This window comes from Dermacoccus sp. MPR-E5 (assembly GCF_058809565.1).
In genome coordinates this window covers 1-11,364 of record NZ_JBXASS010000030.1, presented here as the reverse complement: position 1 = coordinate 11,364, position 11,364 = coordinate 1, and the positions used below count along the sequence as shown (strand labels likewise).

At 66.9% G+C, this 11,364-nt stretch carries 12 protein-coding genes; 5 read left to right on the top strand and 7 right to left on the bottom strand.

The window, feature by feature from the left end:
* The first annotated feature begins 119 nt into the window (after positions 1-119).
* The 3 genes from istB (at position 120) to AC1RS9_RS14285 (ending at position 2,525) form a co-directional block, all read left to right on the top strand.
* On the top strand, positions 120-941 hold the full coding sequence (istB, locus tag AC1RS9_RS14295) for an IS21-like element helper ATPase IstB (protein ID WP_131940676.1): 822 nt from the start codon (positions 120-122) through the stop codon (positions 939-941).
* 106 nt (positions 942-1,047) lie between these two features.
* Positions 1,048-1,506: a MerR family transcriptional regulator gene (locus AC1RS9_RS14290; protein ID WP_492921950.1), complete on the top strand. Its 459-nt coding sequence runs from the start codon at positions 1,048-1,050 to the stop codon at positions 1,504-1,506.
* Positions 1,503-2,525 (top strand): aldo/keto reductase, encoded by a 1,023-nt coding sequence (locus tag AC1RS9_RS14285; protein ID WP_006945543.1) that lies wholly within the window; start codon positions 1,503-1,505, stop codon positions 2,523-2,525. The genes AC1RS9_RS14290 and AC1RS9_RS14285 overlap by 4 nt, the downstream gene beginning before the upstream one ends.
* Before the next feature lie 52 nt (positions 2,526-2,577).
* On the opposite strand, the gene AC1RS9_RS14280 is transcribed toward AC1RS9_RS14285, so the two are convergent.
* From AC1RS9_RS14280 to AC1RS9_RS14250, 7 genes are all read right to left on the bottom strand, one after another.
* Positions 2,578-3,114, bottom strand: coding sequence for a DinB family protein (locus AC1RS9_RS14280; RefSeq protein WP_006945548.1), 537 nt, complete (start codon positions 3,112-3,114; stop codon positions 2,578-2,580).
* A gap of 1,522 nt (positions 3,115-4,636) precedes the next feature.
* Positions 4,637-5,644, bottom strand: coding sequence for a cytochrome d ubiquinol oxidase subunit II (locus tag AC1RS9_RS14275; protein ID WP_006945483.1), 1,008 nt, complete (start codon positions 5,642-5,644; stop codon positions 4,637-4,639).
* Entirely contained in the window at positions 5,641-7,041 is a 1,401-nt protein-coding gene (locus tag AC1RS9_RS14270) for a cytochrome ubiquinol oxidase subunit I (protein WP_006945486.1), read from the bottom strand. Before AC1RS9_RS14270 ends, AC1RS9_RS14275 begins: the two co-directional genes overlap by 4 nt.
* 248 nt (positions 7,042-7,289) lie before the next feature.
* A complete protein-coding gene (locus AC1RS9_RS14265) occupies positions 7,290-7,655 on the bottom strand; it encodes a DUF3817 domain-containing protein (protein ID WP_040014686.1) in 366 nt (121 codons plus the stop codon).
* Between the two features lie 253 nt (positions 7,656-7,908).
* Positions 7,909-8,637, bottom strand: a complete 729-nt coding sequence (locus AC1RS9_RS14260; RefSeq protein WP_492921946.1) for a DUF305 domain-containing protein — start codon at positions 8,635-8,637, stop codon at positions 7,909-7,911.
* A 13-nt stretch (positions 8,638-8,650) separates the two neighbouring features.
* Entirely contained in the window at positions 8,651-9,316 is a 666-nt protein-coding gene (locus AC1RS9_RS14255) for a thioredoxin-like domain-containing protein (protein ID WP_006945497.1), read from the bottom strand.
* 238 nt (positions 9,317-9,554) lie between these two features.
* Positions 9,555-9,872, bottom strand: a complete 318-nt coding sequence (locus AC1RS9_RS14250) for a TFIIB-type zinc ribbon-containing protein (RefSeq protein WP_040014676.1) — start codon at positions 9,870-9,872, stop codon at positions 9,555-9,557.
* A gap of 85 nt (positions 9,873-9,957) precedes the next feature.
* Between AC1RS9_RS14250 and AC1RS9_RS14245 the strand changes: the two genes are divergently transcribed.
* Both AC1RS9_RS14245 and AC1RS9_RS14240 read left to right on the top strand, forming a co-directional pair.
* Positions 9,958-10,362 carry an ArsR/SmtB family transcription factor gene (locus tag AC1RS9_RS14245; RefSeq protein ID WP_231729517.1) on the top strand — a complete coding sequence of 135 codons (405 nt, stop codon included), beginning with the start codon at positions 9,958-9,960 and terminating at the stop codon, positions 10,360-10,362.
* A 3-nt stretch (positions 10,363-10,365) separates the two neighbouring features.
* A complete protein-coding gene (locus AC1RS9_RS14240; protein ID WP_006945553.1) occupies positions 10,366-11,274 on the top strand; it encodes a cation diffusion facilitator family transporter in 909 nt (302 codons plus the stop codon).
* The last annotated feature ends 90 nt before the right edge of the window (positions 11,275-11,364 follow it).

Genomic DNA, 11,364 nt, shown 5'->3' with positions numbered 1-11,364 from the left:
ATCGCGCACCTACCCGAGGACACTCGACCCCTGCCCACCGTCACCGCCTACGACGAGCTGTTGCGACGTCGCCAACCGGCCACGGATCCCGCCACCACCGCACCCAAGACAGGAACCCCATGACCACCACCAGCACCCGCCCGACCGGTCTTCGTCGTCGTCAGGGCCTGACCGAACAGGCCGCGCAGGCCGCGATCGACCAGGCCTGCCGCCGGCTCCGGCTGCCCACCATCCGCGCCGTCGTCGACGACGCCGTCGCGGTCGCCACCAAGGAACAACTCACCTACCAGGGCTTCCTCGCCGAACTCCTCCTGGCCGAGGTCGACGACCGCGACCGCCGCTCCACCCTGCGCCGCATCAAGAGCGCCGGCTTCCCCCGCGAGAAATGGCTTGCCGACTTCGACTTCACCGCGAACCCCAACATCAACCCCGCCACCATCAACGAGCTCGCCACCGGCGACTGGATCCGCCGCGGTGACCCGCTGTGCCTGATCGGGGACTCCGGCACCGGCAAATCCCACCTGCTCATCGCACTCGGCACCGCCGCCGCCGAGCAGGGCTACCGCGTCCGCTACACCCTCGCCACCCGCCTGGTGAACGAGCTCGTCGAAGCCGCCGACGAGAAACAACTCACCAAGACCATCAACCGCTACGGCCGCGTCGATCTCCTCGTGATTGACGAACTCGGCTACATGGAACTCGACCGGCGCGGCGCCGAGCTGCTGTTCCAAGTCCTCACCGAACGCGAGGAGAAGAACGCCATCGCGATCGCCTCCAACCAGTCCTTCTCCGCCTGGACCGACACCTTCACCGACCCCCGCCTGTGCGCAGCGATCGTCGACCGCCTCACCTACAACGCCACCATCATCGAAACAGGCACCAACTCCTACCGCCTCGCCCACACCCGAGCCCGGCACCGGACCCCCGCAACAGGCGCGTGACATCACTACTTTGCCGATGTGCGGACCTTCCTTGCGAATGCGGCACCGGAGGTCTCCGCAAGCGGGTGTTGCGTTCGAGCGCGCTCGAAGCCGTAGCGTCACCGACATGAACCTCGAGCTGGAACAGGCCCTCCGCCTCGCCACCGACCCACCCGGCGGGATCTCGGTCGAGGCACTGAAAGATCTCGTTCGCGACGACCCCACGACGTGGTGGGACATCGCCGAAGCAGCCGACCACCTGGACGTCACCGTCCACACGCTGCGCTACTACGAACGCATTGGCATGGTCGCCGTCGCCAGAGACGACGTCGGGCACCGCCGCTACGACTCACCCGCCATCCGCCGCCTGATGTTCATCACGCGCATGCGCACCGCAGGAATGACGATCGCCGACCTCAAGGAGTACCTGAACCTGGTCGACACGGGACGACAGACCATCCCCCAACGACTCGACCTCATGCTCGAACACCGCGACACCCTGCGCCGCCAGATCGGCCAACTCCAACTGGCCCTCGCGGCGACCGAATACAAGATCGCCACCTACCAGGAAGGCCCGACACCATGACCACCCTCGGCACCCTCACCGCGTCCCCGATCGGGTTCGGCTGCATGGCCCTGAGTCACATCTACGGCGGCACCACCGACGCCCAGGCCCGCCGGACCCTCGACGAGTCGATAGACGCGGGCATCACGTTCCTGGACACGGCCGACGTCTACGGGGAGCCCCGTGCCGGCAGCAGCGGCCCAGCCGGGACGAACGAGGAGATGCTCGCACCCCTGCTCGCCCGCCGCCGCGACGGAGTGCAGCTGGCCACAAAGTTCGGCATCACCGGCATCACCCTTGGTGAGGACCACCGAGGGCAGAAGTCCACCGACGGACGTCCCGAGTACGTGTCCCAAGCCTGCGACGCGTCGCTGCGCCGCCTCGACGTCGAGACCATCGACCTGTACTACCTGCACCGCACCGACCCCGACATCCCCATCGAGGAGACCGTGGGCGCCATGGCGCAGCTCGTGACCCAGGGCAAGGTACGTCACCTCGGCCTGTCAGAGGTCACCGCGGACGAACTGCGTCGAGCCCACGCGACGGCCGCGATCACGGCCGTCCAGTCCGAATGGAGCCTGTGGTCGCGTGATGTCGAGGCTCACGTGGTCCCGGCCTGCGCGGAACTCGGGATCGGATTCGTGCCCTACAGCCCCTTGGGACGAGGCTTCCTCACCGGCACCCTCACCCCCGCGCAGATCGCGACCGACCTCCGCGGCCGCACCGAACGCATGGGGGCCGGGTGGGATGCCAACCAGCAGGCTCTCGCGATCGTCACCCGCGTTGCCGCCGAGATCGGAGCCACCAACGCCCAGATCTCCCTGGCGTGGCTGCTGCAGAAGGCAGAGCAGTTCCGAGTCGCCTGCGTCCCGATCCCAGGTTCACGCACGGCATCCCGCATGATCGAGAACCTCGGCAGTGCAGACATCGACCTCACGCCGACCCAGATGGACCTCCTGGACCACATCGCACGCACCGTGCACGGTGATCGCAACATCTCCGACGATCCCCGCTGGATCAGCTCCGGACGGGAGCAGTGACGCGCCAACATCCGCTTCTGCCGCGACGAGATCACTGACCTCATCTCGCCATTCAGTCTCCGGTGTTGCCGTCGATCTGTTCGCGCAGGAGATCGAGGTGGCCCAGGTGGCGGGCGTACTCCTCGATGAGGTGAACGAGAATCCAACGCAGGTTGACGTGCGCCGGGGTGGGCGCCCCCCAGGCCCGGACGCTGAGCTCATCTAGTGTCGGGGCAGCCGAGTAGGTGCTGTTCGCGTTAGCGATGGCCTTGTCGAACCACGCACGCAGGTCTTTGCCCGAGTCGGCGTCCGCTTCCCACTCCCAGTCACCCTCAGCCTGCTGCCAGCCCGAGCGCCACGGCTCGTCCAGCTCCCCGACATCCTGCCCGGCGAAACAGCCGCGGGCCCACCATGTCTCGCAGCTGGCCAGGTGCTTGATGATCGCGCCGATGCTCATCATCGATGGATGCCCGGCCAAGCGGGTGCGCAGCTGCTGGTCGTCCAAGCCCTCAGTCTTACGGCGCGCGACACTGCGCTGGAAGTCGAGGAATGACGTCAGGGTTGATCGTTCGTCACTCGCGGGGGCGATGTCGGGCAAGGGCGTCGTCACAGCCAGGAGCCTACCGAACGAAGCCGAGAGAGGCCCGCGCTCAAGGGCCCAGGCGCTCAGCCCGTCAGCTGGCATAATGCGCCCGGCCGACACGCTCTCCTGCCGCGTTGGGTCACTGCTCCAACATTCGGTGTCCCAACGACATCTGGAGGCGCACCAGGTAGCCGTCGGGGTCCTGCACGAGGAACTGGCGAACACCCGCCTACTCGCTCGGACTGAGGCGGTACCACTTCACTTCCGGCTCCATGAACAAGGGCCAGGCCGCCTCACGGAGCTGCCTGAGTTGCACGGCAACATCGGGCACGGAGATCTGGAAGTTGATCCCGCGCCCCAAGGGAAGGTCGAAGGGCGCCGTTCGCCACGTCCTGCCGATGTCGGCCTGGTCGAGCATGAGGTGAGCGCCGCCGAGAGCGCGAGGTAGGCGAAGCCCTCCTCGGCCTGCGGTAAAGCACGGCGAAGCCCAGCAGGTCACACCAGAACCGGACGGACACGCTGCAGTCGGTCACGGCCAGTTCGGGCACAAGAGACGGTTCAGCACTCATGATCACCAGCCTCCCAGAGCGCATTCCCGAGCGCCCTGCGCTACCGCTGATCTAGCGCCAGATGGGGCCACGTGGGGCCGTCATCCCGGGGCCGGATGAAGTTGACATAGCCAGTAGAGGCTCTGGTGTGCCCCGGGGCGATTCAGTCCGGGCGGATCCGCGGTCGTCGACCTTGGTCATTCGCGGGGACCAGAGTTTGGGCTTTACGAGGAGGTATCCTTAGCGCGAATGAAGGCCACTTCCCGCAGAGCTGTCAAGCCCGCAGCGGTCTCGATGCCTTCAAGGACGGTCGTAGCCCTAAAGGCATCCGGCCATCGTCTCGACCGGGTTCCTGTGCCCAGCCCCTCGGTCGCCTCAGGGCGGCGGCAACCAATGGATCTTGACCTACCGATTCTCCAATTAGTCGCGACAGGGACATCGTCGTCTTATGAAGGACGCTTCACCGTGCAGCGGGGGCGTGGGCCCTGGAGCGAAAGGTGGTCGTCCTAGCCCCCGCGATACTTCGCGGGCAATAGTCTTTCGATCTCAGGCACGTTCGCCGGGGCGCACGGCCTGAGCTCGTGCCAGACCACCACCATGAGGGCCAGGGTGGACCCTGGCTCGTCGTCCATCTTGAAGCCACCGCTGGGGTAGTCAGCGGCAAACCTTTCGATAACATCGAGCGGCAACCGAATCTATTCAGACTTCCGACTGAGCATTGGCGTCTCGCAGGCTCGACCCAGCGCATGAAGTGCCTTGTGAACCTGGTCCACGCGAAGCTGAGGTGGGTGCTGCCTTGGAACTGGAAGCCTGTACGGAGCGAGGTTGCCTTCACTCGACGAGGTCGGTGGGGTCATTTGAGGCTCGTGACGAAGGAGCAACTGCGCCGCTATCGCCGTCACTGAGAACCTGGCCTCCGTATTCAACGGTCTCCGCCGCGCCGCGGGACCTCGCCCGGGCGACCACTCGACTGGCTCTGACGAGTCATGTCCTACGGTGAATCAGGATTCTGACTTCGTCCACGGCTCGGACTGTGTGAGTGAGTACAGGTACGCCATCGCGGGGACGACGATGATCGCGGCTAGGACGACGACGCCGAGCAGTGCGGCGAGTGTGGCTGGTGACCCGGCGGCATCGGCAATGCTGACTTGGTCGACGAGTAGCCAGGGGTACTGGGCTATGCCCCAGCCGAGTACCACCGCCGCGCCGGCAAGCACCGCGGTGAGGCGCGCCGCCGGGAAGCGGCGCGCGACCAGGAGCACCAGTGTGGCGAGACCCGCCACGGCCGAGATGCCGATCAGGGGTGCCGCCTTCCCGGTCAGACCGGCGTAGAGAGTCGGGGCGTCGTGCTTGATGGGCACCAGAGCGACGAACACGATCAGCCCGGTCGTGACGCCCACGGCCAGGGACCGGATCCGTAGCTGTGCCGTGAGCACGAATGCACTGGCGCGGGCGGCGTCGGCCACGAGGAACACCCCGGCCAGGAAGGTGCAGGTGCCGACCGCGATGAGGCCCCCGAAGATCGAGGTGGGGTTGACCCAGGAGTCGATCAGCGGGCCGCGTCCGGTCGCCGGCACCCGGCCCGACGCGATCGCCCCCGCGACACAACCGAAGAAGAACGGTGTGATCAGCGAGGAGGCAGCGAAGAACGCGCCGAACAGCCGTGCCTGGGCGAGGGTGGCGGCGTACTTGCGGAAGGCGAACGAGGCTCCGCGCAGGACGATCCCGAGCAATGCCAGCAGCAGCGGGATGATCAGGGTGCTCATCATGGCCGCGAACGAGACTGGGAACGCAGTCCACCAGGTCACCAGGCAGAAGATCAGCCACACGTGGTTCGCCTCCCATACCGGCCCGATGCTGTGGTCGATGAGGGTGCGCAGCTCGGCTCCCGACGCGGAGCCACCCGCGGTCAGGTCGAAGAATCCGGAGCCGAAGTCGGCGCCGCCGAACAGCGAGTAGGCCAGCACGCCCACGAAGAGCGCGGCGGCAGCGGCCAGCGCGAGGGTCATCGGTCGGTTCTCTGAGTGTCGGAGAGTCGCGCTTGCGGTCCGTAGGGGCTGGGCAGGTCCAGCTCACCCGAGCGCCAGCGGCGCGCCATCGACCGGAGCACGACGTAGGCGCCCACCGTCATGGCGGCGTACACCAGGAACGTGACCCCGAACAGCCACCACAATCCGGAGTTGCTGCCCGCCGCCTCGGTGGTGCGCAGCACGCCGAACACCGTCCACGGCTGCCGACCCACCTCCGTCGCGATCCACCCGGCCTCCAGAGCGATGATCGCGAGCGGACCCGCCGCCGCGGAGAACCGCAGGAACCAGCGGTTCTCGAGCAGGTCACGATCGCGCCAGCGAGTCCACCAGAACAGCACCACGGCCAGCGCCAGCAGGGTGCCGATCCCGACCATCGACTGAAAAGCCAAGTGGGCAATGTTCACCGGCGGCTGGTCTGCGACCGGGATCGTATCCAGGCCCTGGACCGGGGTGGTGAAAGAGTTGCGAGAGATGATCGATCCGAGCAGCGGGATGTCGATCGCCCCCCGGACCTGACCATCGACCAGGACACCGCCCAGACGCAAAGGGGACGGGCTCTCGGTCGTGGTCGCGAGCTCGAACGCCGCCAGCTTCGAGGGTTGGGTGCCACCGAGCCGTAGCCCCAGCAGGTGCCCGATGAAGGGCTGCACCAGCGCTGCCGCGCTAGCGAAGACGAACGGGACGCTGAACCCGAGCCGGTGGTGCGCATCGACGCGGCCGCGGAGCATGCCCACCGCGTACACACCCGAGACCAGGAAGCCCACGACCATGAACGCGCCCACCCACATATGCGCGAACTGGCCCCAGACCCCGTCGTTGAAGAACGCACGCCACGGCTGGACGTCGGTGACTTCACCGTTGACCATCCGGAAACCCGTGGGGTTGTTCATCCAGGCATTGACCGCGATCACGCTGAACGTGCCGACGACCCCCGAGATGGCCATCGGAATCAACATCAGAACGTGCCGATTCGGGGGCATCCGGCCCCAGCCGTAGAGGTAGATGCCGAGAAAGATCGCCTCAACGAAGAAGGCCAGCCCCTCGACGGCGAACGGCAACCCCAACACGTCGCCGAAGCGACCCATCAGACCGGGCCACAGCAGCCCCATCTCGAAACTCAACACGGTGCCGGAGACCGCACCGATGGCAAACAAGACCGCCGCTACCTTCGACCAGCGCTGCGCCAGGCCCAGTGCCACCTGGTCGTCGCGGCGGATCCCCCGCGAGTGCATCACCAGGATCATCGCGGGGAACGCCACCCCGAAGCAGGCCAGGATGATGTGCCATCCCAAGGTCATCGCCATCTGCTCGCGCGCCGGCAGCAACCCGGCAGGGTCGGCAGTAAGTACCTGGAGCAGCGCGTCGCGGGTGACCACGGTCCCGACGGTACGTGCGCACAGCCGCGAACCGGTCACCCATAGCGCTACTTGTGAAATGTTTCACAAGTCTAGAATGCTCCTCAAGCGCAGCCCCGGGCGCGCTCAGTCGTTCGAGTAGATGCGCTCGTCACCGGCTACCTCGGCTCGCCGTTCAGGTGCCGGCCGCCCTCGAGCACAGGGCTGGTGGGCTGCTGCCTGATCGTGCTCCGGCAACGATCAGGTCGCCGAACCCGCGTGCCCGTGGCTCAGACGCGACCGCCGGTAGTCGCTCGGCGGGGGAGGGGCTCGTCGGGGGAACCAGTCGTGGGCGTCATAAGCTGGCCACTTCGTTGCGCCCACACCTCGAACGCCAGTGTGGCGAAGGGCGGCACCGAACACGCCAGCCCCACCAGGGTGGTCCAACGACCCCATCCGAGCGCGCGTGAGACCAGGAATGTGATCAGCACATACGCGACGAAGATGCCGCCGTGGATGGGTCCGAAGATCCGTACCCCGAGGTCCCCCGCATCCGTGAGGTACTTGAAGTACATGCCGGTCAGCAGACCCGCCCACGAGATGGCCTCGGCCGTGGCGACGATCCGGAACAACTGCGCGTAGGTTCGAGGGGACACTCGGGCAGTGTAGGAGGAGCCGAAAGTCAACCAGACTTTGCATCCGTCGAACCAACGTCGAAAGCCACCAGATGGAATGATCGGCGAGATCGGGCCTTCGACCCGCAGCACAACCCGGGCCGGCACCCGCGTGTGTACGTCGCGGGCCGGCGGGTCTGACGATTCCAGCTCGGCGTGTGCTTTGCGGGCGGTGCGGCCCCCGTGAGGTGGATGGTGGCGAGCGCGTCGGCGGCCAGCAGTTGGAGCGCCGGTTTCACGAGCTCCTCTCGACCCCGTCGCGTTCCTTGAGCATCTGGCGCATCTGGTCGATCTCGGCGAGCTGGGCGGTGCGGATGGCATTGGCCAGCTTGACTACCTGGGGATCATCGGATTTCTGGATCACTGCCTCGGCCATCATTACCCCGGCCTGGTGATGCGGGATCATCAGCTGCAGCCATAGGACCTCGGCGGCCCGACCGCTCGCAGCTTTCAGCCGCGCCAGATCCGCGGCCGATGCCATCCCGGGCATCCGACCGTCCGGCAACATCGTCATCGAGCCGGATCCGGACGGCATGCCAGCCATCCCGGCATGATCCATCCCCGACATCCACGCCATCGACGTACGGGGGGAGGTCTGCGGGAGTCCCCAGCCGTCCAGCCAGGCGTACATCTGGCCGATCTGCTGCTGCTGGCTGGTGATCACGTCGTAGGCCATCGCCCGCAGGCCCGGGTCAGCGCTCTTCTCCCGCACGATCAGGGACATCTCAACGGCCTGGGCGTGGTGGACCTGCATGTCCCGGGCAAATCCAGCCTCGGGACTGTCATCGGCCGGTGGCGAGGCAGGACGGCCCACGAGGTACCCGACCCCGCCGACCACCACCAAGCCGACTACCAGCAGCACCGCCACCACCGGCAACCAAGGACGGTGTCGGTCGGGGCGGGGGCGAGCGGCAACTTCGGCGTACTCCGCAAGATCCTCTGGCAGAGACGGTTCTTTGGTCATCGAGATCCCCCGATCAGGGCTGCGTGGTCGGGGATGGTGCGGGCATACCGCCGCCGGCGTTCAGTGGCAGGGTGCCGTCGGAGCCGCCGGTGCACGCGGCGCCGCTCTCGGGCGCTTGAGCACCCTGCCGGTACTCCCGGATGAAGGCCGCGAGACGGGGATCGTCCGCACCGTCGAGGGAGAGCTGTTTACCCCACGCCGAGGCGACGACCGGAGCCTTCAGCCCGGGAAACGGCGAGAGCACCGCGTAGGTGCTCGGGATCGCGGCCTTCAGAGTCGCGACCTGAGCGGCCGGCAGATCGGGTCGATACGTGACCCAGACGGCTCCGTGCTCCATCGAGTGCACCGCGTTCTCGTTGGGCACCGGGGTGGGATAGGTGGCGCAGTTGAGCCAGATGGGGTTGTGCTTTCCGCCCGCGGGCGGAGTCTGCGCATACGTAACCGGGGTCTGCACGTGCTCGGGGGTGACCTTGTAGCTCTTCACGGCCGCCAGGTCGGGCTTGTTCGCCTCGGTGCGGATCAGGCTGACGGCGACGCCGCCGACGATGAGCAGCACCGCGGCTGCGGTGACGGAGTAGATCAGCAGAGCACGCCGACGCTCCTTGCGCTTCTGCTCACGCCGCAGTTGCTGGACCCGCGCGGCCCGCTGTGTGTGGTCCTTGCGACCCTTCGAAGACATCTGCTGTCTTGCCTTTCGTTGTTCTGTCCCCTGGCCCGTGCCGGTTGCAGGTGGGAACTGTTTCGGTGGCTGACCTGACGGCTGCCGGGCGCTTGCGACGGGAGCCACAGGCACCCGATGGGAGGTCGGCCGAGGGCGCCTGCCCGCACCGCGGCGATTGCGACGCTCGCCTTGCCCGACGATATCGGGGTCGGGCCCGCAGCGGGTCAACGCCGCGCGGCGCGGTCCTCGCGGCGCGTCAGTCGAAGAGCTCGCCGAGGAAGCCCTTCTTCCGCTTGCCGTGGTGTCCGCCGTACTGGGGCTTGCCATGGTGTCCGCCTTGGTCCCAGCCGTAACCCGGAGGCTGGTTCGCCTGGGCGGGCGGCCCGGGGACCGGGGCGCCGCGGCCCTGCTGGGCGGCCTGGGTGTAGGCCGCCTCGGCATCGATCAGCTGCTCCAGCTCACCGCGGTCGAGGAAGACACCGCGACACTCGGTGCACTGGTCGATCTGAATGCCGTTGCGCTCGTAACTACGCATCGCGCCGTGACATTTGGGGCAGGTCAGCTCGGTTGTCATTGCTTCAGACTCCTTGTGGGGGTCGGTCGGATCCAACGTCGACTACTGTACATATGACAACTCGTTCAACTGTTCAGGAGTTCCCGTGACCCGATCCCAAGATGCCCAGGTGGTGGGCCTCGATGCCTGCACCTCGACCCAAGTCGACGAAGGCCGAGTGGAGGCCACGAGGCCTCTTCTGGTCACCCCAGCGGAGTCGAGCCGGATCGCGGACGCGTTCGCGCTGCTATCCGATCCAGGCAGGGTGCGGGTGCTGTTCGCGTTGCTGGAGGCAGGCGAGACCTGCGTGTGCGACCTGGCAGAGATGGTCGACATGTCCCCCTCCGCGCTGTCCCACGGACTGCGACTGCTCCGCACTGCAGGCGTCGTCACCAATCGCCGCGACGGCCGGATGGTCCGCTACCGCCTCGCGGATAGTCACGTACGCCTTCTCCTCGACGTCACGCGTGAGCACCTCGACCACGCCGTCCACGGCACCCCGGGGGTCTGAGGGATGGGACACGACCACGGCCACAGCCACGCCAGCGCAGCCACCGCCGGGGCCCGACACCGCACACCCCTACTGATCGCCTTCGGCCTGACCGCGGCCTACATGCTCGTCGAACTCACCGTGGGCTTGACCACCGGCTCCCTGGCTCTGCTGTCGGATGCCGCACACATGGGCACCGACGTCCTCGGCCTGGGGATGGCGTTGGCCGCGATCACCCTGGCCCAAGCCTCCGGGAACCCGCAGCGCACCTTCGGCACCTACCGACTCGAGGTCCTCGCTGCCCTGACCAACGGGGTGCTGCTGTTCGGAGTGGCCGGGTACGTGCTGTACGAAGCCTGGCAAAGATTCTCCTCCCCACCCGACGTCCCAGGGCTGCCGATGCTGGCCGTGGCAGTGGTGGGTCTGATCGTCAACCTGATCAGCTTTCGGCTGTTGATGGCCGGGGCTAAGGAATCCCTCAACGTCAAGGGCGCCTACCTCGAGGTGTTCTCCGACATGCTCGGCTCGGTGGGTGTCATCGTCGCCGCCATCATCATCTTCACCACCGGCTGGCGCTACGCGGACCCCCTGATCGGGGCCGCGATCGGCTTGTTCATCCTCCCCCGGACATGGAAACTCATCGCGCAAGCCTTGAGAATCTTGATGGAGGTCGCCCCGCCCGGACTCGACGTGGGCGAGGTCGAGGCCCGGATCAGGGCGCTGCCGGGCGTCGCGGACGTGCACGACTTGCACATCTGGACCGTCACCTCCGGACTGGACACCGCCACCGGGCACGTGGTGCTGGCCGACGACGCCGAGCTACACGCCGTCCTCGACCGGGTCACCGCGTTGCTCGCCGAGGAGTACCACGTCACCCATGCCACCATCCAGTGCGAACCAGCCAGCCACGAAGAACATGTCAACCCCATCTGACCTCCATAGCTGCCGGGACTGCTGCACGGATAGGTGACATCGACTCTGTGGTGCCGTTCGGTGCCGCAGGAGAGGATGTGCACCATGCCC

What these genes read in the sequence shown, in the direction of transcription:
- istB (WP_131940676.1), top strand. Translation starts at nt 120, where the DNA reads ATGACCACCACCAGCACCCGCCCGACCGGTCTTCGTCGTCGTCAGGGC.
- AC1RS9_RS14290 (WP_492921950.1), top strand. Translation starts at nt 1,048, where the DNA reads ATGAACCTCGAGCTGGAACAGGCCCTCCGCCTCGCCACCGACCCACCC.
- AC1RS9_RS14285 (WP_006945543.1), top strand. Translation starts at nt 1,503, where the DNA reads ATGACCACCCTCGGCACCCTCACCGCGTCCCCGATCGGGTTCGGCTGC.
- AC1RS9_RS14275 (WP_006945483.1), bottom strand. Translation starts at nt 5,644, where the DNA reads ATGACCCTCGCGCTGGCCGCTGCCGCCGCGCTCTTCGTGGGCGTGCTG.
- AC1RS9_RS14260 (WP_492921946.1), bottom strand. Translation starts at nt 8,637, where the DNA reads ATGACCAAAGAACCGTCTCTGCCAGAGGATCTTGCGGAGTACGCCGAA.
- AC1RS9_RS14255 (WP_006945497.1), bottom strand. Translation starts at nt 9,316, where the DNA reads ATGTCTTCGAAGGGTCGCAAGGACCACACACAGCGGGCCGCGCGGGTC.
- AC1RS9_RS14250 (WP_040014676.1), bottom strand. Translation starts at nt 9,872, where the DNA reads ATGACAACCGAGCTGACCTGCCCCAAATGTCACGGCGCGATGCGTAGT.
- AC1RS9_RS14240 (WP_006945553.1), top strand. Translation starts at nt 10,366, where the DNA reads ATGGGACACGACCACGGCCACAGCCACGCCAGCGCAGCCACCGCCGGG.